Below are 23031 nucleotides of genomic sequence, written 5' to 3'. Positions count from 1 at the left end.
CTTGTCACAGAAAGCGACCGCCGTGGAGGGGCTCAGCCGGTTCGGACCTGGCCGGGGGAGACCCCGACGATCCTCTTGAAGGCTCGGCTGAACGCGGCCTCCGACTCGTAGCCGAGGCCGTGGGCGATCTCGCTGACCGTGCTGTCGCGGCTGCGCAGGCGGTGCATCGCCACGTGCATCCGCCACCGCGTGACGTAGCGCATGGCCGGTTCGCCGACGAGATCGGCGAACCGGGCCGCGAACGCAGACCGGGACATCGCGCTCTCGTTCGCGAGCCGTTCAACGGTCCACGGCCGCGCCGGATCACGGTGGATCGACGCCAGCGCCTGCCCGATCTGCCGGTCCTGCAACGCGCCCAGCCACCCGGTGCGCGCCGCCGGGTCCGTCGCGAGCCACGAGCGGATCGTCTGGACCACCAGCACGTCCGCGAGCCGCGTGACGACCGCCTCCCCGCCAGGGCGCACCGCTTTCGCCTCGGCGGCCATCAGCGCGATCGTGGCGCGCATGTCGTCGGCCTGCCGCACGTGCAGGACGTTCGGCAGCATGGCGACGAGATGCTTCGCGGCGGGGTCGTCGAACCGGACCGCGCCGCACACGAGATGCGTCGCCGCGCCTTCGCCGCCGTGGCGGAGGACCGCGTAGCTCTCGGTCTCGAACGTGTGCGGCAGAGTCGTGACCAGCGGGGCGTCCGCGTCACCGCCGAAGAGCCGATGTCCCTGGCCACCGGGCACGAGCAGCACGTCGCCAGGCGCGAGCGCGGTAAGCCCGCCGTCGACCTCGACCTCGCACCGGCCGCTCGTGAGGACGTGGAACCACAGGCAGTCCGCCATGTCCGGCATCGTCAGACCCCACGGCTCGCCCAGTTCAGTGCGGCAGTAGAAGGTGCCGGACATCCGCAACAGGTGCAGCGCCTCTCCCAGTGCGTCCGTCATACCCGTGATTTTGGACGAACGAGCAAGTCTCCGCGATGAACTGGCATTGAGAGTCCTGCCTGGCGCGGTCAGAGTAGGTGTCATGGGGACGACGACGTTGATCGCAGCCACCGCCACGGGCCTGATGACGGGCCTGTTCTTCGCCTTCTCCGTCGCCGTCATGCCGGGCCTCGCGGACCTGCCGCCCAAGCACGGCCGCGCGGCCATGCACCGGATCAACGCGCGCATCCAGAACCCGTTGTTCCTGCTGGTCTTCCTCGGCACCGCCGTGCTCTGCGGGGTCGAGGTCTTCACCGGCCGTGCCGTGGGCGGCCTGCTGTACCTCGCCGGCGCGTTCGTGTTGACGATGGTCGTCAACGTGCCGCTGAACAACCGCCTCGAACGCACCGACTGCTGGCCCGAGTACCTGCGCACGTGGACGCGGTGGAACCACCTGCGCGGGCTCGCCTGCCTCGCGTCAACGGTCAGCCTGCTGCTCGGATTCTGAGGCCGCGCCTGGGCCGCATCGCGGCCAGCCCGGTCGGCGTGACGCGCTGGGGGAGCAGCTCCGGTTTCGGCCTGCGCAGCAACGCTTTCGCCATCACGGTCAGCTCGGTCGTGGCCAGCCCGGCGCCGATGCAGCGGTGCGGGCCGCCACCGAACGGCAGGAACTCGTGCGGCGCGGGCTTGCGCTCCCACCGGCCGGGGTCGAACCGCAGCGGGTCAGGCCACACCTCGGCCAGCCGGTGGGTGACGTACGGGCTGTACAACAGGAACGCGCCCGCCTTGACCTTCTTCCCGGCGAACTCTAACGGCTGCGCCGCCACCCGCGCCGAGACCACGGCAGGCGGGTAGAGCCGCAGTGTCTCGTTGACGACACAGGCCAGATAGTCGTCGTCCTCCTGCGCACGCTCCCAGACACCGTTGTGCCGCAACAGAGTGAACACCGTCCACGCCATCGCCGCACTCGTCGTCTCGTACCCGGCCGCGATCAACGTGACCACCTGGTCGCGCACCTCAAGATCGCTCAGCTCGTTGCCCCGCACGAGAGAGGCGAGCACGTCACCAGCCGACCTGCCCTGCCGCGTCTCCTCGATCGCCTTGTACACCCGCGCGTCCACGGCCCTGCGAGCCCTCATCGCGTCACGCCAGGCCGGTGCCTTCGTGCGCCGCAGCAACGTGATCATCGCGGGGTTGCTGTCGATCAGGTTGATCAGCACCTGCAGGTGCGCGCCGAAGAAGTCCGCGTCCCGCGCCAGGTCCTCGCCGAACAACGCGTGGATCGTGCTGCGCCGGATCGCCCTGCGGAACTCCTGGTAAGCGTCGACCTCCTGCCCTGGCCGCCACGCGTCGAGCGTCGCCTCCGCGTTGGCCTCCATGACCGGCACGTAGCTCGCGATCTGCCGATGCGCCAACGCGGGCTGGACAACCCGGCGCCGCCGCCTGTGGTTCTCGCCGTCGCTGACGATCAACGACGTCGGCCCGTCCACCGGAACGAGCGACTGGAACGCCCGCTCCACCTCGAACAGCTCGGCGTGCGCGAACAGGAACCGGTTCGCCTCCGGCCCGAGCAGGTAGGTGTACGGCTCCACCCGCACCACCGGCCCGAACCGCCGGTACAGCCCGGCGAGGAGGTCGGCCTGCCGGAACCGCACGACGTCCGGAGTCATGGCGACGACAGTGGCACACCGGCCCAGGACCACACCAGAACCGCGTGCCGCCGAGGCCGTGCCGCGCCGAAGCCCGCGACGTCACGCCTCGCGCCGTGTCCGATCCGGCCCGCGTCTGGCCGGCACCGCGCCGGAACCGTGCTGCGCCGGAACCGTGCTGCGCCGGAACCGTGCTGCGCCGGAACCGTGCTGCGCCGAAACCGCACCGCGTCAGGCCGCCGAGTTCGGGCCGCATCAGAGCTGGGCAGGTCCACCCACACCAGGCCGGGTCGGGACCGTTCGCACCAGGGCCGTGCCGCCAGGCCCCGCCCCACCGGGCTGCGGCCCGACCGGGCTGCTGCGGGACCACCCAGGCCCAGGACGGGCCGCACCCGAGCCGCCCTGCACCGAGCCGCCCTGCACCGAGCCGGGCCACCCCGGAGCCGAGCCTCACCCTTGCCGGGCAGTCCTCAGTTCGTCACGGCGAGAGCGAACGGCAGCACCGCGGGCACCCCCTCCTTCCTCAGCATCCGTGCCGCCACCGTCATGGTCCAGCCGGTGTCGACGTGGTCGTCCACCAGCAGCACCGGACCGTCCACTCCGGACAGGTCCGGCACCTCGCCCGACCGCACCAGCCCCGCCAGCCGCTGCGCGGAGTTGGCCCGGTGCGTCGACTCGCCGAGCCAGACCTGGCCGAGCAGCGGCAGCCGTCCGATCGCCGCGATCTTCTGCCCGAAGCTGCCCACCAGCGCGGGACGCCGCCGGGAGCCGACCGTCACCACGCCGACCGGCCGTTCGTCCCAGCCCCACGCCGACAGCACCTTCACGCACGCCGCGAACACGTCGTCCGGGATCTCCCGGTCCGGCGCGTCCCCGAGCAGATCGCGCAAGCGGTTGCCCCAGCCGATGTCGGTGAGCCTGCCCAGCGCCCGCCCGGTCGCCGCCACCTCACCCGCACCGATCTTGCCCGACAACGGCACCCCGATCGCGGCCATGCCTGTCGGCCACATCTTGCGCGGCGCCACGTCGACACCGGGACGCAGCAGCCGTTCGCGCGCCGCCTCCGCCGCGACCTCGGACACCTCCACCGACACCCGTTCGCCCGTGCAGTTGTCGCACCGCCCGCACTCGTGCGAGCTCGGGTCGTCGAGCTGGTCCTGGAGGAACTTCATCCGGCACTCGGAGGTCCGCAGGTACTTGATCATCACCTGCTGCTCGGCCTTGCGGGCCTGCGCGATGCGCGCGTACCGCTCGCCGTCGTACTCCCAGGGCCGCCCGGTCGACTCCCAGCCGCCCCGCACCCGCCGCACCGCGCCGTCAACGTCCAGCACCTTCAACACGACTTCGAGCCGCCCGCGGGACAGCTCCACCATCGGTTCCAGCGCTGCCGTCGACAACGGGCGCCCCGCCCCGTCGAGTGCGGCCAGCACCTGCCGCACCACTGCCTCCGCCGGGAAGGCGAGCGACGCGAAGTAGGCCCAGATGTCCCGGTCCTCGTGCCCCGGCAGCAGCACCACCTCGGCCCGCTCGACACCGCGGCCCGCACGCCCGATCTGCTGGTAGTACGCGATCGGCGAGGACGGCGCGCCGACGTGCACGACGAACCCCAGGTCCGGCTTGTCGAACCCCATGCCCAGCGCCGACGTGGCGACGAGCGCCTTCACCCGGTTGTTCAGTAGGTCTTCCTCTGCCCGCTCCCGCTCGGCGGGCTCGGTCTTGCCCGAGTACGCGGCCACCGCGAAGCCGCGCGAGGCCAGGAACGCCGCGATGTCGTCCGCCGCCGCGACCGTGAGCGTGTAGATGATCCCCGACCCCGGCAGCCGGTCGAGCTGCTCGGCCAGCCACCCGAGCCGCGCCTCCGCCGTCGGCAGCACCGCCACCGACAAGCGCAGGCTGTCGCGGTCGAGCGGCCCGCGCAGCACCAGCGTGCCCTCCTCGGCACCGAGCCCGAGCTGCTCGGTGACGTCGTGCACCACCCGGTCGTTGGCCGTCGCCGTCGTCGCGAGCACCGGCACGCCCACCGGCAGCTCCGTCAGCAACGTCCGCAGCCTGCGGTAGTCGGGCCGGAAGTCGTGCCCCCAGTCCGAGATGCAGTGCGCCTCGTCGACGACGAGCATGCCCGCCGACGCCGTCAGCGACGGCAGCACCGCGTCCCGGAAGTCCGGGTTGTTCAACCGCTCGGGACTCACCAGCAGCACGTCGACCTCGCCCGCCGCGACCTGCTCCTGCACGGCGTCCCACTCGTCGGTGTTCGCCGAGTTGATCGTCACCGCGTGCACACCCGCTCGTGCCGCGGCGTCGATCTGGTTGCGCATCAACGCGAGCAACGGCGACACGATGACCGTGGGCCCCTCGCCGAGCTGCCGCAGCAACGCCGTGGCGATGAAGTACACGGCCGACTTGCCCCAGCCGGTCCGCTGGACGACCAGAGCCCTGCGGCGCTGGGCCACGAGCGTGTGGATCGCCGTCCACTGGTCCTCGCGCAGCACCGCCTCCGGGCCCGCCAGTGCCCGAAGCCGTTCTTCCGCCAGATCTCGCAGCGCGATGTCGTCCATGGAGAGCAGCTTGCCAGGGAGGTCTGACAGTGTTTGACGGCCGCCGCTCCGCAGCGGCGGTGAGTTCGCTGTCAGCCGAACCGAGCTTCGCAGGACGTAAGACGCGGCGGCGCGGCCCGTCGGACGGCTGCCATCCCGCAGTGCGAAATACCGTTCCCGGGGGCTGAGCCGCAGGTCGTAAGCTGTCTGCCGTGACTGATGACCTGCGAGACCAGGTGCATGCGGCCGCCCGCCGCGCCCGTGTCGCCGCCGACGAACTAGTCCTCGCCACCCGTGAGCGCAAGGACACCGCGCTGCACGAGATGGCCGCCGCCCTCCGCCGCCGCGCCCCGGAGATCATCGAGGCGAACCAGAAGGACCTCGAAGCGGGCAGGGCCGCAGGGCTCCCGGACGGCATCCTCGACCGGCTCGCGCTGAACGAGTCCCGCATCGACGGCGTCGCCACCGGCCTGGAGACGGTCGCCGGCCTGCCCGACCCGATCGGCCAGGTCCTCAGCGGCGGAGTCCTGCCGAACGGTCTCGAGCTCAAGCAGGTCCGCGTCCCGATGGGCGTCGTCGGCATGGTCTACGAGGCCCGCCCGAACGTCACGGTCGACGCCGCCGGCCTCGCGCTGAAGTCGGGCAACGCCGCGCTGCTGCGGGGCTCCTCGACCGCCGAGCACTCCAACACCACGCTCGTCGCCGTCCTGCGCGACGCGCTCGAAGGCGTGAACTTGCCCGCCGACTGCGTGCAGCTGCTGCCGTGCCACGACCGGGCGTCCGTCACGCACCTCATCACCGCCCGCGGCCTCGTCGACCTGGTCATCCCGCGCGGCGGCGCCGGTCTGATCAACGCCGTGGTCGAGCAGGCGACGGTTCCCACCATCGAGACCGGCGTGGGCAACTGCCACGTCTACGTGGACGCGAACGCCGATCTCGACATGGCCGAGTCGATCGTCCTCAACGCCAAGACGCGGCGTCCGAGCGTGTGCAACGCGGCGGAGTCCGTCCTGGTGCACAAGGACGTCGCGCAGGAGTTCGTCCCGCGCATCACCAAGGCGTTGCAGCAGGAGAACGTCACGATCCACGGCGACGAGCAGTTCGCGCAGCAGGCGGATGTCGTCGGCGCGACCGACGACGACTGGGGCACCGAGTACCTGAGCCTCGACATCGCCGCGAAGGTCGTCGACTCCCTCGAAGACGCCGTGAAGCACATCGCCACCTACGGCTCGGGTCACAGCGAGGCCATCGTGACGAACGACGTCGCGGCCGCACGCACGTTCACGGCACGTGTGGACGCGGCAGCGGTGTTCGTCAACGCGTCCACGGCCTTCACGGACGGCGCGGAGTTCGGCATGGGCGCCGAGATCGGCATCTCGACGCAGAAGCTGCACGCACGTGGTCCGATGGGCCTGTCCGAGCTGACTTCGTCCAAATGGGTCGTGTGGGGCGAAGGCCACACGCGGCCGAAGGCGTAGCTCTACGTTCGGGTATGTGGCTCCCACGTACCCGTTCTCCGAAACTGTCGGTCTCACCCTTGACCCGACGTACGAACACTTACGGCGCGAGGAACCTGTCTCGCGCGTGACGTTCCCCTACGGCGGCGAGGGGTGGCTCGTCACGACATACGAAGAGACGAAGTTCGTACTCGGCGACCCGCGGTTCAGTCGCGCGAGAACCGTCGGTCAAGACGTGCCGAGGATGCAGCCGCTCATCGCACCGGGCGGCTCCATCCTCACGCACGACGGCGAAAGCCACGCCCGCATGCGCAGGCTGGTCTCCAAGGCGTTCACGGTCCGGCGCGTCGAGGAGCTGAGGCCGCGGGCACAGCAGATCACCGACGACCTGCTCGACCGCCTGGACAACCCCGGTGACCTGGTCGAAGGCTTCAGCATGCCGTTCCCGGTCGCGGTCATCTGCGAGCTGCTCGGGGTGCCGTTCGAGGACCGCGACGAGTTCCGCAAGTGGTCCAACCAGGTGCTCGCGACCGTCGGCGGCCACACGCCGGAAGAAGCACTGGACGGCGTGACGAAGCTGCACGCGTACTTCACCGAACTGGTCGCCCGACGCCGCGCACATCCCACGAACGACCTGATGGGCGCACTTGTAGCCGCACGGGACAACGAAGACCGGCTCAGCGAGGAAGAACTCGTCCACTTCGGCATCACGCTGCTCGTCGCGGGGCACGAGACGACGGCGAACATGATCTCCAACAGTGTCGTGACGCTGCTGGAGCACCCGGACGACTTGAAGGACCTGCGCGAGCACCCGGAGAAGCTGCCGAACGCCATCGAGGAGCTGCTGCGGTACGTCCCGCTGGGTAGCGGCGCGGGCTTCCCCCGCATCGCGACCGAGGACGTCCAGGTCGGGAACGCGCTGGTCAAGGCAGGCGAAGCCGTCTTGGTGGTGGTCTCGTCGGCGAACCACGACGCGACGGTGTTCGCGGCCGCGGACGAGCTGGACGTCGACCGCGACGCCGGCCGCCACCTGCAGTTCGGTCACGGCATCCACTTCTGCCTGGGCTCGCAGCTGGCGCGGATGGAGCTGAAGGTCGCGCTGGGCACCCTGCTGCGCCGCATGCCGGGCCTCCGCCTCGCCGAACCCGTCGAGTTCCGGCGGGGATCGCTCGTCAGAGGGCCGGTGAGGCTCGTGGTGGCCTGGTAGGAAAAATCTTCGCGGAACCGCGTAAGGCGGAACGGAGCAGTGCGTTCCTCCTCCGCGCGGCTCTGCTTCGGGGTGGGCCGCGACCCCGCACGGCCCGTCCTCCCCCTGGGCCGTGCGGTGTGATCAGTACGACCGGCGCCAGGTCTCGGGAGCGGCCCGGCGCCGGTCTACGCTGGTCCGATGCGCATCGGCGTCATGGGTGGCACGTTCGACCCGATCCACCACGGCCACCTCGTGGCCGCCAGCGAGGTGCAGGCCAGGTTCGACCTCGACCGCGTGATCTTCGTGCCGACAGGTGAGCCGTGGCAGAAGGCGTCGCGGGAGGTCTCGCCCGCCGAGGACCGCTACCTGATGACGGTCATCGCCACGGCCTCCAACCCCCGGTTCTCGGTCAGCCGCGTGGACATAGACCGCGGCGGCCCCACCTACACCGTGGACACGCTCACCGACCTGAAGAAGCAGTACCCGGACGCGGAGCTCTTCTTCATCACGGGCGCCGACGCGCTGGAACAGATCCTGTCCTGGAAGCGCGCCGCCGACGCGTTCGAGCTGGCACATTTCATCGGCGTCACCCGTCCGGGCTACACGCTGAACGACCGGCACCTGCCTCCCGGAGCGGTGACGCTCGTCGAGGTCCCGGCCATGGCGATCTCCTCCACCGGATGCCGCGCGCGGACCGCGGCGGGCCAGCCGGTGTGGTACCTGGTTCCGGACGGAGTGGTCCAGTACATCGCCAAAACGGGCCTGTACTCCGAGTCGTGACCACCTTCGAGTGGATTTTACGTGCATCCTCAGGCCCGGGGAGCAACAATCAGCGGGTTGTTGCTGGTTCGTGGAAGGCAAGACTTTGGCTACAGGCACCGTGAAGTGGTTCAACGCCGAGAAGGGGTTCGGCTTCATCGCCCCCGACGACGGCTCGGCTGACGTCTTCGTGCACTACTCGGAGATCCAGTCCAAGGGTTTCCGCTCGCTCGAGGAGAACCAGAAGGTCGAGTTCGAGGTCGGACAGGGCCAGAAGGGGCCGCAGGCCCAGCAGGTCCGCCCGATCTGATTCTCGGCGGGCGAAGGCCACCTCAGGGCGCTGAGGTGGCCTTCGCCATGCCTGGGGGAGACGAGGCGGTTTGGCGCACGCCGGTACCCTCAGTAACTCGTGTGGGCGTATCGACGCGCACCGGAAGTCAGAGGAGTGACGTGGCAGCCACCGACGAGGCACGACGGCTGGCGCTGGTCGCGGCGAACGCAGCGGCCGACAAGAAGGCGCACGACGTGACGGTGCTCGACGTCTCCGACCAGCTCGTGATCACGGACGTTTTCGTGATCGCGTCCGCTCCCAACGAGCGGCAGGTCGGTGCGATCGTCGACAACATCGAGGAAAAGCTGCGGGAAGCCGGCTCGAAGCCGGTGCGCCGCGAAGGCACCCGCGAGGGCCGTTGGGTCCTGCTGGACTTCGTGGACGTCGTGGTGCACGTGCAGCACACGGAGGAGCGCAGCTTCTACGGCCTGGAGAGGCTGTGGAAGGACTGCCCGCGCATCGAGTTCGAAGCGGACGTCCCCGCCGAGTCCACGGCTGAATGAGGTAGCTGATGGCCCTGAGCCGGCTCGTGCTGTGGCGGCACGGTGAGACCGACTACAACGCGACAGGCCGCCTGCAGGGCCATCTGGACTCGGCTCTCACCGAGACCGGCCTGAACCAGGCCCGGTTCGCCGTGCCGGTGCTCGCCGGCTTCGAACCGGAGGTCGTCGTGGCCTCCGACCTGCAACGCGCGCGGGAGACCGCGAAGGTGTTCACGTCGTCGGCGGACGTGCCGTTGCGGATCGACGCGCGGCTGCGCGAGACCCACCTCGGCAAGTGGCAGGGCCTGAACGTGGCCGAGGTGGAGCGGGAGTGGCCGGGCGCGGTCTCGGTCTGGCGCACGGACCCGACGTTCACGCCGCCCGACGGCGAGTCGCGGGTCGACGTCGCCGAGCGTGCCATCCAGGTCGTGCACGAGGTGGACGCGGAGTTCTCCGCGACCGTGCTGCTGTGCGCGCACGGCGGCCTGATCAGCGCGTTGACCGGCCGGCTGCTCGGCCTGCCGGTGCAGAACTGGTCGCAGCTCGGCGGCATCTCGAACTGCCACTGGACGGTGTTCACCCGCCGCGACGACCAGTGGCGGCTGACGTCGTACAACGCGGGCACCACGCGTTGAGACTGCTGGTCCTCGGCGACTCGCTGTCGTTCTTCGGGCCGTCGGGACCGCTGCCCGCCGACCATCCGCGGCTGTGGCACAACATCTGCGCCGCCGAGCTGGGCGGTTCGGCGGAGCTGGCCGCCGGTTTCGGGTGGACGGCCAGGGACGCCTGGTGGGCGTTGACCGGCGACCCGCGGATCTGGTCGTTGCTGCCTCGGACGGACGTGCTGGTGTTCGCCGTGGGCAGCATGGACACGCTGCCGTCGCCGTTGCCCACGTATCTGCGCGAAGGGCTGCGTTACGTGCGGCCGGACTGGTTGCGACGGTGGGTCCGTGCGCGCTATCAGGACCTTCAACCGCGGTTGGCGCCCTATACGCGTGCGTCTTTGCCGCCTGCGCTGACGGCGCGGTACCTGCGGGACATGCTCCAGTCGGTGCGCAACCTCCAGTACACGATGCCCGCGGTCGGGATCGTGCCGTCCGTGCACAAGGCACCGACTTACGCGTTCGCGCATCAGGGGCACGCAGCTGCGGTGTCTGCTGTGCGTGGATGGGCCGCAGGTGCGGGAGTGCCGTTGCTCGACCTGCCCGCGGTCATCGGTGAGCACGTGCGGTCCGGTGCGGGAAACCCCGACGGTATGCACTGGGGCTGGGAGGGTCACGAGCTCGTGGGCAAGGCGATGGCCGCGCTCATCTCGTCCGTGGCGCTGAACACCCCCGAGTAGTGAGCACCGTAGGCTCGTCGCTCGTGCGCATCTCCATCGTCACCGACTCCACGGCATACCTGCCTGAGGGGTTCGCGAAGCGCCATTCGATCACCGTGGTGCCGTTGCACGTGGCGGTGGACGGTGCCGGGCGCCTCGACGGCGTCGACTTCGGCCCGTCCGAGCTGGCCGGAGCCCTCGCGGAGCACCGCAGGGTGACAACGTCGCGCCCCACACCCGGCGAGATGGCAGACGTGTACCGGGACGTGCTGTCGTCGTCCGACGCGATCGTGTCCGTGCATCTCTCTCGTGAGCTGTCTGGGACGTGGGAGGCCGCACGGCTGGCGGCCGAGGAGGTCGATCCGTCCCGCATCCGCGTGGTCGACTCGCGCTCAACGGGCATGGGGCTCGGGTTCGCTGTCCTGCGCGCCTGCGCGGCCGTCGCCGCCGGGCACTCGCACGCCGAGGTGGAGGAGGCCGCGACCTCCACGGCCCAGCAGACCCGGATGTTCTTTTGCCTGGAGACGCTCGACCACCTGCGGCGCGGCGGCCGAATCGGCACGGCGGCGGCACTCGTGGGGACAGCGCTGGCCGTGAAGCCGTTGCTGCACATGGAAGACGGCCGGATCGTGCCGCTGGAGAAGGTGCGCACGATGGGCCGCGCCGTCGGCCGCCTGGTCGACCTCGCGGCGGCCGCGGCAGGCGACGGCCCCGTCGGTCTCGCCGTGCACCACCTGGCCGCCCCCGAACGCGCCGCCGAGCTGGCGACCCGCCTGGACGAACGCATCCCCGGCTCGACGGGCTGCGTGATCTCCGAGGTCGGCGCGGTCATCGGCGCCCACACGGGCCCCGGCGTGCTGGGCGTCGTCGTGCTGCCGGGAGGACCCGACAGCATCCCACACACCCCCGACAGTTCCGGGTCTCCGCAGGGCGAGTGATCGCGACTTGTCCACAACCGGTGAGTAATCCACAGTTCGGCAGTTGACCCCACCTCCCCACCCGCCCGGCTCCGTAACGTCGCCGGCATGTTTCCCCGCCCTCAACAGGACGACCGCCCGAGCGAACGCCTGGCCGCACTGGCCGAGAAGGTGCGAGCCGACCCGACCCTGGTCTTCGCACGCTCGGAGGACTCGGACGAACACGGCACACCCCGCCGCCGCTTCACCCTGCCTCGCCTGCCCCGCAAGGGTCTGCTGGCCGCAGGCGTGGCCGTCGCCTGCACGGTGATCGGCCTGGGCAGCTGGTGGCAGAGCCCCGCCGCCGAACCGGCTCCCGCCCTGGCCCTGGTCAGCACCACGGCCCCGGCCCAAGAGCTGATCGTGAACGTCATCGGCGAGGTGCCCACCCCCGGCCTCGTGACGGTCACCTCCGGCGCACGGGTGGCCGACGCCCTCCACCTGGCAGGAGGCCCGAAGCCCGGTACGGACCTCCACGCCCTCAACCTGGCCCGCAAACTCACCGACGGCGAGCAGATCGCCGTGGGCATCCCACCGCCGGCAGCGGCCAACGCCCCGAACGGCCCTCCGCCCAAGCTGAACCTGAACACCGCCACCGCCACCGAACTCGACACACTTCCCGGCGTGGGCCCGGTGACAGCTCAGCGCATCGTCGACCACCGCACCCGCAAAGGCCCGTTCGCCTCGGTGGACGAGCTCCGCGACATCGAGGGCATAGGCGACTCGAAACTCGCCAAGCTCACCGAACTCGTCCACACGTGACCGGCACGCGACCGGAGCCACCCACGCCCACGGCCCGCCGCCCGCACCGAACTCCGGCTCCGCGCCGATTGCCGCTCCAGCACCGAAGTCGGGCCCACTCCGCCGCCGCCCGGAAAACCCCAGCAAGCCCCACCGCAGCGGACACGGCCTCCCTGCCGTCTCGCGATCTGCCTGCCACTCCCACCGACCCCGGCCTTGCATTGACTCCGACCTTGCACCAGCCGTGGTCCCGCTGAGCTGGTCCCGCTGAGCCCCGCCGGATCCCGGCTTCCGGCTGGCTCCAGCCCTTCCCTGAACCCGCCCCTCCCGGAACTCACCGTTCCCGAACCCACCCTCCCCGAACCCAGCCACCCGAACCCCTCCCTGGACTCAGACCTCTCCCAACTCAGACCTCTCAGCGAAAGGAGGAGCCGGTGCCCCGCAAACACCCCCAGACCCACGACTACCGCCTGGTCCCCGCCGCGGCAGCCATGTGGGCCACCGCCGTGGCCGGGCTCTTCCTCAACTGGCAGTCGGCCGTCGCCACCGGCCTGGCAGCCGGAGCCGTCGGCTTCGCGGCCTGGCGCAAAGCCTGGTGGACCAGGACCTGCGCCATAGCCCTGCTGATCTCCGGCCCGGTGGCCGCGGCCTGGGTGGGCAGCAACGTCCTGAGAGCCGAGACCCACCCGCTCCGCCTGGCCGCGAACGAAGGCCGCGGCACCACCCTGACCGTCGAGCTGGACACGAGACCGAAGGGCATCCGCGCCGACGGGTTCGGCGGCCAGCGGGCAGGAGTCGGCCACGTCATCATCAAGGCCAGCACCGACGACGGCGCCCGACTGGTGCTGCTGGCACCAGCGGACAAGTGGCGCGATCTCCTGCCGGGGCAACGAGTCACGGCGAAAGGCACGCTCGCGCCGCCCCGCGGCGGCGACCTGGCCTCCGCTCTCCTGCGGGTCCGTGGCCCGCCGATCGACCCGCGGCCCCCGCCACCCTGGCAAACCTGGGCGGACGACCACCGTGACGGTCTACGGCAAGCCAGCGCGGTCTTGGACGACGAAGAAGCCGGTCTGCTCCCCGCGCTGGTCGTGGGCGACACCGAACAGATGGTGCCGCGCATCGTCGACGAGTTCCGTGCGGCGGGCTTGGCTCACCTGCTCGCTGTGAGCGGGGCGAACCTGGCGATCGTCTGCGGAGCGGTCTACCTGCTCCTCAGAAAGCTCGGCCCGCGCAAGGCGGCCGGTGCCGCGCTGGTGGCGCTGGTGGGCTTCGTGCTCCTGGCCGGCCCGGAACCCAGCGTCCTCCGAGCCGCCGTCATGGGTGCCGTCGCACTGCTGGCGTTGGGGCTGGGGCGGGAACGCTCCGCGGTGCCCAGCCTCGCGGCCGCCGTGCTTGTCCTGGTCGTCGTCGATCCCGCACTTGGCGGCGATCCAGGCTTCGCGTTGTCGGTGATCGCGACGGCCGCGCTGGTGCTGCTCGCGCCGAGGTGGGCGCGGGCGTTGAAGCAGCGCGGCGTGCCGAACGGGGTGGCTGAGGCGGTCGTCGTTCCGACGGCGGCGAGCCTTGTCACCGCTCCGGTCGTGGCGGGACTGAGCGGTCAGGTGAGTCTCGTGTCGGTGGTGGCGAACCTCGTCGCGGGACCGGTGGTCGCACCTGCCACGGTTCTGGGTGTGCTGGCGGCGGTCATCGCGCCGTGGTGGCCGGGAGCGGCGGAGCTGCTCGTTCGCGTCGCGGGGCCCGCCGTGACGTGGCTGGTCCAGGTCGGCCGGCAGGCGGCGACCGTGCCCGGTGCGGCGGTCGGCTGGCCCAAGGGCTGGACCGGGGCGGTCGCGCTGACGGTGGTCGTGGCGGTGACGGTGTTGTTGTTGCGGCTCAAGAAGACGCGCACGTTGATCGTCGCGGTTCTCGTCGGCGGCTTCGTGGTGCTGGTGCCGTTGAAGGTCGTGGCTCCTGACTGGCCACCAGCAGGGTGGAAGGTCCTGAGCTGCGATGTCGGGCAAGGCGACGCGCTCGTGCTCGCCACCGACGACGCCGACAGGGCGGTTCTCGTCGACACCGGGCCCGATCCCGGTGCGGTGGACCGGTGCCTGAAGACGTTGGGAATCAAGAAGATCCCGCTCCTCGTGCTGACGCACCTGCACGCGGACCACGTGGGCGGACTCGACGCCGTGCTCACCGGGCGTGCGGTGGGGGCGGTGGCGGTCGGACCGCTCAAGGAGCCCGAGTGGGCTTGGAGGGAGGTCAACGTAAAGGCCCGCGCCCACGGGGTGCGGGTGATCGAGCCGAAGGCGGGGGAGCGCTACGCCCTGCCTGGGCTCGAGCTAGAGGTGCTGGGTCCGCGGCGGCCGCCTGTCGCCGAGGACGGGAACACGACGGTGAACGACTACTCGCTCGTGCTGAAGGCGCACACGAGGGCCGGCCGGGTGTTGCTCACCGGCGACGTCGAACTGGCGGGTCAGGCGGCGTTGCTGGGGGAGCCGGACCTCAGTGCCGAGGTGCTGAAGGTGCCGCATCACGGGTCGCGGTACTCGTTGCCGGCGTTCCTCGAAGCCGTGCGGCCGCGGGTCGCGCTGGTGAGTGTCGGCGAGGGCAACAGGTACGGGCACCCGAGCCCGCACGTGATCGACGTGTTGCGGTCGGGAGGCGCGTTGGTGTTGCGCACGGACAAGGACGGAGACCTGGCGGTGTTGCCGGGAAACCGAATCGTACGAAGGAGAAGAGATGGTCTGGGTCAGGTTGTACAACGCTCGCCACCCGATCGCCGGCGCCAACGCGGGGTTCGGGTGGGCGATGTGGCAGCTGAACTACTCGGCCACGCCGTGGCCGCACGACGAGCTCAAGCCCGATTTCGGTTTCTACATCTGCGAAACGGTCGCCGACGGCGTACGCGCACTCACCTACCGTGCGACGGCGACACACGTGCTCCCGCCCACGCAGGCGGAGACGCCGGAGGAGGCGTACGACCTCGTCTCGGAGCACGTGTTCGACGACGGTCTGCGGATCGCTCCGCGCGACTGGCACGACTACTACTACAACGTGTTGAAGCTCGAAAGCCCGTGGCCGCAACGGATTGCGGCATGGCGCGCGGACGTGGAGCCGGCCGGGCCGCACGTGGTGGAGAGCCTGCGCCGGTTTCCGCGCACCGGCTGGGTTGAAACCGACGCGATCGCGTTCTGAGGAGCCGTGCAGGTGATGAGCACGAACGACGCGGCTCGGGAACGCGGTCACGTTCCCGAGCCGGAAGGGTGGTGATGCCCAGCACGGAAGCTCGCAGCCGGGAAGCTCGCAGCCCGTTGGCTTTCAGGCCGAGACGCTTTTAGCCCAGGGCCTTGATGACGGCTTCGGCCGACGGCGGGACCGTCGCGCGCGGGCCGATCGTGTCGCCGAGCGCGTCGAGGGTCTTCAGGCCGTCGCCGGTGATCAGCAGCACGGTCTCCGCGTCCGGGTCGAGCTGTCCTGCCTCGATCAGCTTCTTCGCCGTCGCCACGGTCACGCCGCCGGCGGTCTCGGCGAAGATGCCCTCAGTGCGGGCGAGGAGCTTGATGCCCTCGACGACCTCTTCGTCGGTCACGTCCTCGATGGCGCCGTTGGTGCGGCGGACCGCGTCGAGCACGTACGGGCCGTCGGCGGGGGCGCCGATCGCCAGCGAGCGGGCGATGGTGTCCGGGCGGACCGGGCGGATGACGTCGTGGCCCGCCTTGTAGGCGGCGGAGATCGGGGAGCAGCCGGTGGCCTGCGCGCCGAACACCTTGTACGGCGTGGCCTCGACGAGGTCGAGTTCGCTGAGCTCGCGGAACGCCTTGTCGACCTTGGTGAGCTGCGAGCCGGAGGCGATGGGCACCACGATCTGGTCGGGCAGGCGCCAGCCGAGCTGCTCGGCGACCTCGTAGCCGAGCGTCTTCGAGCCTTCCGCGTAGTACGGGCGGACGTTGACGTTGACGAACGCCCAGTCCTCGTTCTCCGCGGCGAGTTCCTGGGCGAGGCGGTTGACGTCGTCGTAGTTGCCGTCGACCGCGATCAGGGCGCCTTCGTAGACGGCGCTCATGAGGATCTTGGCGCGCTCGAGGTTGGAGGGGACGAGGACGACCGACTGCCAGCCCGCGCGGGCGGCGGCCGCGGCGACGGCGTTCGCCAGGTTGCCGGTCGACGGGCAGGCCAGCACCTTGAAGCCGAGCTCGCGGGCGGCGGCCAGGGCGACGCCGACCACGCGGTCCTTGAACGAGTGGGTGGGGTTGCCGGTGTCGTCCTTCACCCAGATCTTGCGGACGCCCAGTGCCTTGGCGAGGTTGTGCGCCTCGACCAGGCGGGTGCCGCCGGGGTCGGTGTTCGGGTGCTGTTCCACAGTGGACGGAACGGGGAGGAGGCCGCGGTAGCGCCAGATGGACCTGGGGCCGGCTTCGATGTCCTCGCGCCGGATCTTCCCGAAGTCGTAGGCCACTTCCAGCGGCCCGAAACACTCGAGACAGGCGTACTCGGGAGCGAGAGGGGTTTCGTTGCCGCACTCCCGACACAGCAGCGCGCGGGCGGGGCCGAGGTCGAACTTGGTGCTCGTGGGCACAGAGACAGCAGTCATCGCGAGGTATCTCCTCATCTTTCCCGCGAAATCGAACGGGTCGGAATTGGCACCGTGATCGTCCGCGCGCGGTGAAGACGCTGCGCTGACGCCGGTTGCCGGGGCTTCTTCGGGCCGGTCCCTCTGCCCCTCTGGATGAGCGGTGTTCAGTTGTGGCCATCAAGCTACGGCAAACGCCCGTCGCTCAGCCAGCATCGTCCACGATCCGGGACGTGGGAGGATGCGGAACGTGAGCGCACCGGAGTCACTGCACCTCGTCGTCGGCGAGGAGGAGCTGCTGGTCGAACGGGCTGTTCGGGCGGCTCTAGAGGCAGCACGCGAGGCCGATCCGACCGCCGACCTGACCCGCGTCCCGGTGACTGAACTCACGCCTCCGGAGCTCGCCGAACTGGTGAGCCCGTCGCTGTTCGCCGAGGGCAGGGTGATCGTCCTGCAGAACGCGCAGGACATCAGCAAGGAGATCGCCGACACGGTGCTCTCCTACGCCAAGTCGCCGGCGGACGGAGTCACGCTCGTCGTCGTGCACACGGGCGGTGGCCGCAGCAAGGCGGCCAAGGACCTGCCCGGTCAGCTGAAGAAGGCCGGTGCCGTCGTCACCGAGTGCGCCAAGGTCACCAAGGCCGGTGAGCGCGAGGCGTTCGTGCGCAACGAGGTGCGGCGGGCGGGCGGCAAGATCGACCCGGAGGCCGTCACGACGCTGATCGACGCCGTGGGCACGAACCTGCGCGAGCTGGCCGCGGCGGCGTCGCAGCTCGTGTCGGACACCGACGGCAAGGTCACGGTCGAGGAGATCCGCCGCTACCACCAGGGCAAGGCCGAGGTGACCGGGTTCGCGGTCGCGGAGAAGGCCGTCACCGGGGACCGAGCGGGCGCGATGGAGGCGTTGCGCTGGGCCATGCAGCTCGGTGTGCCGCACGTGCTGGTCGCGGACGCGCTGGCGGACGCCGTGCGCACGGTCGCGCGCGTGTCCGCGGTGGGCAGGGGCGACCCGTTCAGCCTGGCCGGACCGCTCGGCATGCCACCCTGGAAGATCAAGAAGGCGCAGGCGCAGTCGCGCGGCTGGGACCAGTCGGGGCTCGCCGACGCGATGCAGGTGGTCGCGGGCCTCAACGCCGACGTGAAGGGCGTGGCGGCCGACGCCGACTACGCGCTGGAGCGCGCCGTGCTCAAGATCGTCTCCTCGCACGGCCGTCGCTGATCACTTCGGGACGCCGACGAGGTACTGGGCGCCGGTGAAGCCTGGCTCGACGCCGATCGTCCACGTGAACGACTCGGTGCGGTCCAGGCCGTTGACCATCCTGCGTAGTTCCGCGCGCCCGTACATGCGCAGGAACGACACGACGCTGTCGAAGAACATCATGAACGGCAGCACCGGTACGAGGTAGGTCAGCGCCAGCCGCAACAGGTAGCGCGGCAGCGGGTTGCGCTGGAACGGCGCCGCCAGCAGCACCGCCAGCGTGAGGAAGAACGGGAAGAACAGCACGTAGACCAACGACCGCTTGGTGTCGACCACGACGATGGGCTGCCGGGTGTCGACGGCGTTCTGCAGCATGCGCGTGGCCAGTGGCGGCGGGAAGTGGTGGAAGGCGCCGTAGATCGTGCGCGTCCCCTCCACCCGGCAGTCCGTGGCGTCCACCGGACCGGGCATGTGGCTGACCGAGCAGCACGACGGCAGCCGCCGCCGGTTCGCGGCGGCGACGCGCTCGAACGCGGGCACGTTGGGCACCAGGTCCGTCAGCGTCACCTGGGTGTGGACGCCTTCGGCGTGCAGCCGGCGCTGGATGAGTGGCACCGGTCCGCCGGAGCCCGCGCACAGGTCGACGATCCGGTGGTCGGCACCCGAGCGCAGGGCCAGGGCCAGGGGGCGGGAGTACTCGCGTGCGGCGTCTGTCAGCCGGTAGATCGTGGTGATGGACTCGGTGTGCAGGGTGCGCAACACGGCGGGGGTGCGGTCGAGGTCGTGGAGCTCGAAGAGGCCGACGCGCGGCAGCCATTCCATGGGTCTACGCCTACCGCGTCCGGGGCCGCCCGCGAAAGGGCTCGCCTCGGAGAGCCGGCACGGGCGGAAGCGGACGAAGTGGAAGAGGTGTCGCGGAGGCACGGGAGGGGAGGGCTGGCGGCGTATCCCGCGGTGAGTTGGGGTGTGCAGGCGGAGTTGGGGTGGACAGGGGGAGTGGGTGAGCAGGGGGAGTGGGGTGAGCAGGGGCGGTTTCGCGAGGCGGCGGGGCTGGCGGTGGTCCGAGAAAGCGGGAGATGTGACGCTGACGGTGTCAAGCAAGGCGGAGCCGGGCTGGAAGGTCCGCTCTGCCAGGTGAGGCCGCGTCGGACCGATGGACCGAGTGAGTCCGAGCCGATAGCGCCAGCCCGCTGAGCCCGCGGCCCGCTGTGTCCAACTGCCGCCGTTCAGCGCGGCCTCACCCGAGGCGAAAGGGCACTGCTTCCCACCGGACGCGAAAGGGCCCGCTTCCGGTGGAAGCGGGCCCTTCGAGAAGCTCGGTGTTCTGCGAGCGGAGATCAGCCCTCGAGCTGGTTCGCGCGCAGCGCCATCGCGGACTTCTTGTTGGCGGCCTGGTTGGCGTGGATGACGCCCTTGGTGGCGGCCTTGTCGAGCTTGCGGGACGCGTCCTTCAGCAGCTCGAGGGCCTTCGCCTTGTCACCGGCCTCGGCAGCCTCGCGGAACTTGCGGATGGCCGTCTTCAGGGACGACTTGACCGACTTGTTGCGCAGGCGCGCCTTCTCGTTGGTCTTGATCCGCTTGAGCTGGGACTTGATGTTCGCCATGCGACATCACCCTTCTTGTCGAAACCGGGTTCGTGAGGCGCTTCGTCGGCACCAGCCTGAGCTGGCTCTCCTCCACGGCGGAGTGCCGCGCATTCACGACGGGGAAGGATATCAGGCCAGCTCAGCGCATCGAAAATGGGGCGGATCCGCTGTCCGTGCGGGTAGGACTTCCCGGGTTCGGCTGCACCTGGCCTCCAGGAGCGGGAACATGGGCCGATGACACTGCCAGCCCTTCCGGAGGAGTCCTTCCGGCGAGTGCTCTGCGTCGTCGCGCACCCCGATGACATGGAGTACGGCACGTCCTCGGCTGTCGCCCGCTGGACCGAGCGCGGCATCGAGGTGGGTTACCTCCTGCTCACCCGTGGCGAGGCGGGGATGCCGAACCACCCGGAGGAGACGGCGCGACTGCGCGCCGCCGAGCAGCGGGCCGCCTGCGACGTGGTCGGCGTGCGGCACCTGACGATTCTCGAGCACCCGGACGGGGTGCTCGTCTACGGCCTTGACCTGCGGCGGGACATCTGCCGGGAGATCCGGCGGTTCAAGCCCGACGTGGTGTTCGGCGGCACGTTCGAGATCGAGACGCCTTACGGGTTCGACCAGGCCGACCACCGGGCGGCCGGGCTCGCGACGCTGGACGCGGTGCGGGACGCGGGCAACCGCTGGGTCTTCCCCGAGCAGATCGACGACGAGGGCCTCGAACCGCACTCCGCGCGCTGGTACCTCACCCCGGGGCACGGCGGGAAGGGTGCGACTCACGGGGTCGACGTGTCCGGTGAGCCGTTGCGCCGCGGTGTCGCCTCGCTCGAGGCGCACGGCGCGTACCTGGCGGCGCTTCCTGGGCATCCCGCTCCCGCCGACTTCATCCCGAAGTTCCTCGCGATGAGCGGCGAGGCCATGGGCGTCGAGCACGCCGTGCTCTTCCGCGCCCATGACCTCGAGGCACCGCCGGACTTCTAGTCCGGTTCCTCGTCTTCGTCGGGAGGCTTTTTCGGGGGTCTGCCGCGGCGAGGCATCTTCTTCGCCTCGCCGGGCAGCCGACCCGCGTCGGCCAGCGCGCGCCGCAGCAGGAACTCGATCTGCGCGTTGGTGCTGCGCAGCTCGTCGTTCGCCCACCTGCTCAGCGCGTCGTGCACGGCCGGGTCGAGCCGGAGCAGAACGCTCTTGCGGTCGGCCATCAGGTGTACAGCGACCCGGTGTTCACCACGGGCTGCGTGGACCGGTCACCGCACAGAACGACGAGCAGGTTCGACACCATCGCCGCCTTCCGTTCCTCGTCGAGTTCGACGACGTGCTGGTCGGCGAGCCGCTGCAACGCGAGCTCGACCATGCCGACAGCTCCCTCCACGATCCGGGTGCGGGCCGCGACGACCGCGCCCGCCTGCTGCCTCTGAAGCATGGCGTGTGCGATCTCCGGCGCGTACGCGAGGTGGGTCAGCCGCGACTCGATCACCTTCACGCCCGCCGACTGCACGCGCGCCGAGATCTCGATCGCGAGCGTCTCGGTGATCTCGTCGGCGTTCTCGCGCAGCGACAGCCCGGCCTCGTCGTGGTTGTCGTACGGGTAGCTCGTGGCGATGTGCCGCACGGCGGTCTCGGTCTGGATGCCGACGAACCGCACGAAGTCGTCCACCTCGAACCGGGCGCGCGCGGTGTCCTCGACCTGCCACACGACGACGGCGGCGATCTCGATGGGGTTGCCGTCCGCGTCGTTGACCTTCAGCGTCTGCGTCTCGTGGTTGCGGATCCTGGTCGAGATCTTCTCCCGCGTGGTGAACGGGTTCGCCCACCGCAGGCCGTCCGTGCGGACCGTGCCGACGTACCGGCCGAGGAACTGCAACACGCGCGCCTCGCCGGGCGCGACGGTGAAGACCCCTTTGAGGACCAGCGATCCCAGCAGCATCAGCAGCACGCCGACGATCAGCAGCCCGGGCGACGGGTCGGCGCCCTCCGGGTCGATCGCCTTGATTCCCTCGATGACCGTCCACACGCTCACTGCGAACACCGCCAACCCAGCGAAGAACATCGGCAGGCCGGGCAGGTCGCGCGCTCGCTTCTCGCGGACGACCGGTGCCGGCATGTGGACCGTGGTTTCGACGGATGCGTTCATCCAGACCCCCTAGCGAAGTAGTAGCTAAGTGATATCACTTTTTTGATGATCACCGCAAGTTACGCTGGGCCGCATGAGGGCGAAGAAGCAGCGTGTGGCGGCGTACGGGGTGTGCGTCAACGACGAGGGCGAGATCCTGCTGGCCCGCTGGCTCGGCCCGAACGGCAAGCGGTGGATCCTCCCCGGCGGGGGCATCGACCACGGCGAGCACCCGTACGACGCCGTCATCCGCGAGTTCGAGGAGGAGACCGGCTTCGACGTCGAGGTGCTGAGGTTGCTCGGCATCGATTCCGAGCTCCGCGAGGACCCCGACCGCGACTACCACGCCCTCCGGATCATGTACGAGGTGCGGATCGTCGGCGGCGAGCTGCGGTACGAGGTCGACGGCACCACCGACCTGGCCCAGTGGTTCCCGCTGACGGAGGTGGACCGGCTCGACCGGGTGCCGGCGCTCGACACCGCCCTCGGCCTGTACCGGGACTCCCCGCCGCAGGGCATCTTGCGGTAGCTCCGCGCCCGCGACACCTGTTGGGGACAAGAGCCAGTGTCGTGCTCGCTGTCAGTTTGAACGACTGCGAGCTCGGATCGCGTCCTCGCGGGCAACGTCAACCAGGGTTCGTCGGACCTCCGGAGGTCGTCGGCGAGGGCCGATGTGGAGCGTCTCCGCGCCCCGATCGGGCGTTTGTCCTGGTGAGCGCGTTGTGGCGGGTGGTGGGACCCCCCGATTTGGAGATCGAAACAGGCCCGTGTAATGTTCTCTCTGCCAGCGCGGAACGGGCCGGAAATCAAAACCGGAACGAGCGGGGCAAAACCGGAAGAGAGAAAGCCTCTGAGAGGCCGATTTGACACCGGCGAGCAAGACCAAATAAGCTTCAAACACACCAGCCCCGAGTGAAACTCTCCGGAAACGGAGATTGGATCCGGTGAGCGCGTGTTCTTTGAGAACTCAACAGCGTGCCGAAACACAGCCAGTAATATGAATACTCCTCGTCAGGAGTATTCCTTTGAGTAGTAATACCAGATTGCCAGACATATTCCGTCTGGAGCGATCAAACACAGTCCTTATTGGAGAGTTTGATCCTGGCTCAGGACGAACGCTGGCGGCGTGCTTAACACATGCAAGTCGAGCGGTAAGGCCCTTCGGGGTACACGAGCGGCGAACGGGTGAGTAACACGTGGGTAACCTGCCCTGTACTCTGGGATAAGCCTTGGAAACGAGGTCTAATACCGGATACGACCT

At 69.9% G+C, this 23031-nt stretch carries 22 protein-coding genes, 1 rRNA gene and 1 riboswitch; of the genes, 15 read left to right on the top strand and 8 right to left on the bottom strand.

Features of this window, described 5'->3' with window-relative positions:
• Nucleotides 1-32: 32 nt before the first annotated feature.
• Nucleotides 33-932 (bottom strand): AraC family transcriptional regulator, encoded by a 900-nt coding sequence (locus BLT23_RS14705; RefSeq protein WP_090049548.1) that lies wholly within the window; start codon nucleotides 930-932, stop codon nucleotides 33-35.
• 82 nt (nucleotides 933-1014) lie between these two features.
• Here BLT23_RS14705 and BLT23_RS14700 point away from each other — a divergent pair, with 82 nt between their 5' ends.
• On the top strand, nucleotides 1015-1419 hold the full coding sequence (locus BLT23_RS14700; protein ID WP_090049546.1) for an anthrone oxygenase family protein: 405 nt from the start codon (nucleotides 1015-1017) through the stop codon (nucleotides 1417-1419).
• Here BLT23_RS14700 and BLT23_RS14695 read toward each other — a convergent pair.
• Together BLT23_RS14695 and BLT23_RS14690 are read right to left on the bottom strand one after the other, a co-directional pair.
• Nucleotides 1397-2581, bottom strand: coding sequence for a cytochrome P450 (locus BLT23_RS14695; protein ID WP_218133751.1), 1185 nt, complete (start codon nucleotides 2579-2581; stop codon nucleotides 1397-1399). The two genes, BLT23_RS14700 and BLT23_RS14695, sit on opposite strands and share 23 nt — an antisense overlap.
• A gap of 449 nt (nucleotides 2582-3030) precedes the next feature.
• The gene (locus BLT23_RS14690; protein ID WP_090049544.1) at nucleotides 3031-5115 is read right to left on the bottom strand and encodes a RecQ family ATP-dependent DNA helicase; all 2085 of its coding nucleotides are present in this window, start codon (nucleotides 5113-5115) and stop codon (nucleotides 3031-3033) included.
• Nucleotides 5116-5306: 191 nt separating this feature from the next.
• Here BLT23_RS14690 and BLT23_RS14685 point away from each other — a divergent pair, with 191 nt between their 5' ends.
• From BLT23_RS14685 to BLT23_RS14640, 10 genes are all read left to right on the top strand, one after another.
• A complete protein-coding gene (locus BLT23_RS14685; RefSeq protein WP_090049543.1) occupies nucleotides 5307-6572 on the top strand; it encodes a glutamate-5-semialdehyde dehydrogenase in 1266 nt (421 codons plus the stop codon).
• 223 nt (nucleotides 6573-6795) lie between these two features.
• Nucleotides 6796-7758: a cytochrome P450 gene (locus tag BLT23_RS14680; protein ID WP_245743962.1), complete on the top strand. Its 963-nt coding sequence runs from the start codon at nucleotides 6796-6798 to the stop codon at nucleotides 7756-7758.
• Nucleotides 7759-7938: 180 nt separating this feature from the next.
• A complete protein-coding gene (nadD, locus tag BLT23_RS14675; RefSeq protein ID WP_090049539.1) occupies nucleotides 7939-8520 on the top strand; it encodes a nicotinate-nucleotide adenylyltransferase in 582 nt (193 codons plus the stop codon).
• A gap of 85 nt (nucleotides 8521-8605) precedes the next feature.
• Nucleotides 8606-8809 carry a transcription antiterminator/RNA stability regulator CspE gene (gene cspE / locus BLT23_RS14670; RefSeq protein ID WP_053735596.1) on the top strand — a complete coding sequence of 68 codons (204 nt, stop codon included), beginning with the start codon at nucleotides 8606-8608 and terminating at the stop codon, nucleotides 8807-8809.
• Nucleotides 8810-8949: 140 nt separating this feature from the next.
• Nucleotides 8950-9333 (top strand): ribosome silencing factor, encoded by a 384-nt coding sequence (gene rsfS, locus BLT23_RS14665; RefSeq protein WP_090049537.1) that lies wholly within the window; start codon nucleotides 8950-8952, stop codon nucleotides 9331-9333.
• 8 nt (nucleotides 9334-9341) lie between these two features.
• The gene (locus tag BLT23_RS14660; RefSeq protein WP_090049535.1) at nucleotides 9342-9947 is read left to right on the top strand and encodes a histidine phosphatase family protein; all 606 of its coding nucleotides are present in this window, start codon (nucleotides 9342-9344) and stop codon (nucleotides 9945-9947) included.
• Nucleotides 9944-10654: a diglucosylglycerate octanoyltransferase gene (gene octT / locus BLT23_RS14655; protein WP_090049533.1), complete on the top strand. Its 711-nt coding sequence runs from the start codon at nucleotides 9944-9946 to the stop codon at nucleotides 10652-10654. Before BLT23_RS14660 ends, octT begins: the two co-directional genes overlap by 4 nt.
• 23 nt (nucleotides 10655-10677) lie before the next feature.
• Complete coding sequence (locus BLT23_RS14650; RefSeq protein ID WP_090050305.1) at nucleotides 10678-11571, top strand: DegV family protein; 894 nt, start codon at nucleotides 10678-10680, stop codon at nucleotides 11569-11571.
• An 87-nt stretch (nucleotides 11572-11658) separates the two neighbouring features.
• Complete coding sequence (locus tag BLT23_RS14645; RefSeq protein WP_090049531.1) at nucleotides 11659-12351, top strand: ComEA family DNA-binding protein; 693 nt, start codon at nucleotides 11659-11661, stop codon at nucleotides 12349-12351.
• 470 nt (nucleotides 12352-12821) lie between these two features.
• On the top strand, nucleotides 12822-15485 hold the full coding sequence (locus BLT23_RS14640; protein ID WP_090050303.1) for a DNA internalization-related competence protein ComEC/Rec2: 2664 nt from the start codon (nucleotides 12822-12824) through the stop codon (nucleotides 15483-15485).
• A gap of 161 nt (nucleotides 15486-15646) precedes the next feature.
• On the opposite strand, the gene thrC is transcribed toward BLT23_RS14640, so the two are convergent.
• The gene (thrC, locus tag BLT23_RS14635; RefSeq protein ID WP_090049529.1) at nucleotides 15647-16903 is read right to left on the bottom strand and encodes a threonine synthase; all 1257 of its coding nucleotides are present in this window, start codon (nucleotides 16901-16903) and stop codon (nucleotides 15647-15649) included.
• Nucleotides 16904-16914: 11 nt separating this feature from the next.
• Nucleotides 16915-17045, bottom strand: a riboswitch (SAM riboswitch).
• Between the two features lie 87 nt (nucleotides 17046-17132).
• Here thrC and holA point away from each other — a divergent pair.
• Nucleotides 17133-18101 (top strand): DNA polymerase III subunit delta, encoded by a 969-nt coding sequence (gene holA, locus BLT23_RS14630; protein WP_245743961.1) that lies wholly within the window; start codon nucleotides 17133-17135, stop codon nucleotides 18099-18101.
• On the opposite strand, the gene BLT23_RS14625 is transcribed toward holA, so the two are convergent.
• Both BLT23_RS14625 and rpsT read right to left on the bottom strand, forming a co-directional pair.
• Nucleotides 18102-18902: a class I SAM-dependent methyltransferase gene (locus BLT23_RS14625; protein WP_090049525.1), complete on the bottom strand. Its 801-nt coding sequence runs from the start codon at nucleotides 18900-18902 to the stop codon at nucleotides 18102-18104.
• Nucleotides 18903-19417: 515 nt separating this feature from the next.
• On the bottom strand, nucleotides 19418-19684 hold the full coding sequence (rpsT, locus tag BLT23_RS14620) for a 30S ribosomal protein S20 (protein ID WP_090049523.1): 267 nt from the start codon (nucleotides 19682-19684) through the stop codon (nucleotides 19418-19420).
• Nucleotides 19685-19900: 216 nt separating this feature from the next.
• Between rpsT and BLT23_RS14615 the strand changes: the two genes are divergently transcribed.
• Nucleotides 19901-20641, top strand: a complete 741-nt coding sequence (locus BLT23_RS14615; RefSeq protein ID WP_090049521.1) for a PIG-L deacetylase family protein — start codon at nucleotides 19901-19903, stop codon at nucleotides 20639-20641.
• Here BLT23_RS14615 and BLT23_RS14610 read toward each other — a convergent pair.
• Together BLT23_RS14610 and BLT23_RS14605 are read right to left on the bottom strand one after the other, a co-directional pair.
• A complete protein-coding gene (locus tag BLT23_RS14610; RefSeq protein ID WP_090049520.1) occupies nucleotides 20638-20859 on the bottom strand; it encodes a type II toxin-antitoxin system antitoxin in 222 nt (73 codons plus the stop codon). The genes BLT23_RS14615 and BLT23_RS14610 overlap by 4 nt on opposite strands.
• The gene (locus BLT23_RS14605; protein WP_090049518.1) at nucleotides 20859-21791 is read right to left on the bottom strand and encodes an SPFH domain-containing protein; all 933 of its coding nucleotides are present in this window, start codon (nucleotides 21789-21791) and stop codon (nucleotides 20859-20861) included. The genes BLT23_RS14610 and BLT23_RS14605 overlap by 1 nt, the downstream gene beginning before the upstream one ends.
• 73 nt (nucleotides 21792-21864) lie before the next feature.
• On the opposite strand from BLT23_RS14605, the gene BLT23_RS14600 reads away from it, so the two are divergent.
• Nucleotides 21865-22299, top strand: a complete 435-nt coding sequence (locus BLT23_RS14600) for an NUDIX hydrolase (protein WP_090049517.1) — start codon at nucleotides 21865-21867, stop codon at nucleotides 22297-22299.
• A 554-nt stretch (nucleotides 22300-22853) separates the two neighbouring features.
• Nucleotides 22854-23031, top strand: a 16S ribosomal RNA gene (locus BLT23_RS14595); the annotation flags it as partial.

The sequence above is a fragment of the Lentzea fradiae genome (assembly GCF_900100955.1).
GTDB lineage: Bacteria > Actinomycetota > Actinomycetes > Mycobacteriales > Pseudonocardiaceae > Lentzea > Lentzea fradiae.
Note: the sequence above shows the minus strand (reverse complement) of the source record. Positions and strands in the feature narration are given on the sequence as shown.

Bases quoted from the DNA above. Each gene is read 5' to 3' on its own strand.
- BLT23_RS14705 (WP_090049548.1), bottom strand. From the start codon at position 932: ATGACGGACGCACTGGGAGAGGCGCTGCACCTGTTGCGGATGTCCGGC.
- BLT23_RS14700 (WP_090049546.1), top strand. From the start codon at position 1,015: ATGGGGACGACGACGTTGATCGCAGCCACCGCCACGGGCCTGATGACG.
- BLT23_RS14695 (WP_218133751.1), bottom strand. From the start codon at position 2,581: ATGACTCCGGACGTCGTGCGGTTCCGGCAGGCCGACCTCCTCGCCGGG.
- BLT23_RS14690 (WP_090049544.1), bottom strand. From the start codon at position 5,115: ATGGACGACATCGCGCTGCGAGATCTGGCGGAAGAACGGCTTCGGGCA.
- BLT23_RS14680 (WP_245743962.1), top strand. From the start codon at position 6,796: ATGCAGCCGCTCATCGCACCGGGCGGCTCCATCCTCACGCACGACGGC.
- nadD (WP_090049539.1), top strand. From the start codon at position 7,939: ATGCGCATCGGCGTCATGGGTGGCACGTTCGACCCGATCCACCACGGC.
- BLT23_RS14660 (WP_090049535.1), top strand. From the start codon at position 9,342: ATGGCCCTGAGCCGGCTCGTGCTGTGGCGGCACGGTGAGACCGACTAC.
- BLT23_RS14645 (WP_090049531.1), top strand. From the start codon at position 11,659: ATGTTTCCCCGCCCTCAACAGGACGACCGCCCGAGCGAACGCCTGGCC.
- BLT23_RS14640 (WP_090050303.1), top strand. From the start codon at position 12,822: ATGTGGGCCACCGCCGTGGCCGGGCTCTTCCTCAACTGGCAGTCGGCC.
- thrC (WP_090049529.1), bottom strand. From the start codon at position 16,903: ATGACTGCTGTCTCTGTGCCCACGAGCACCAAGTTCGACCTCGGCCCC.
- BLT23_RS14625 (WP_090049525.1), bottom strand. From the start codon at position 18,902: ATGGAATGGCTGCCGCGCGTCGGCCTCTTCGAGCTCCACGACCTCGAC.
- rpsT (WP_090049523.1), bottom strand. From the start codon at position 19,684: ATGGCGAACATCAAGTCCCAGCTCAAGCGGATCAAGACCAACGAGAAG.
- BLT23_RS14615 (WP_090049521.1), top strand. From the start codon at position 19,901: ATGACACTGCCAGCCCTTCCGGAGGAGTCCTTCCGGCGAGTGCTCTGC.
- BLT23_RS14610 (WP_090049520.1), bottom strand. From the start codon at position 20,859: ATGGCCGACCGCAAGAGCGTTCTGCTCCGGCTCGACCCGGCCGTGCAC.
- BLT23_RS14605 (WP_090049518.1), bottom strand. From the start codon at position 21,791: ATGAACGCATCCGTCGAAACCACGGTCCACATGCCGGCACCGGTCGTC.
- BLT23_RS14600 (WP_090049517.1), top strand. From the start codon at position 21,865: ATGAGGGCGAAGAAGCAGCGTGTGGCGGCGTACGGGGTGTGCGTCAAC.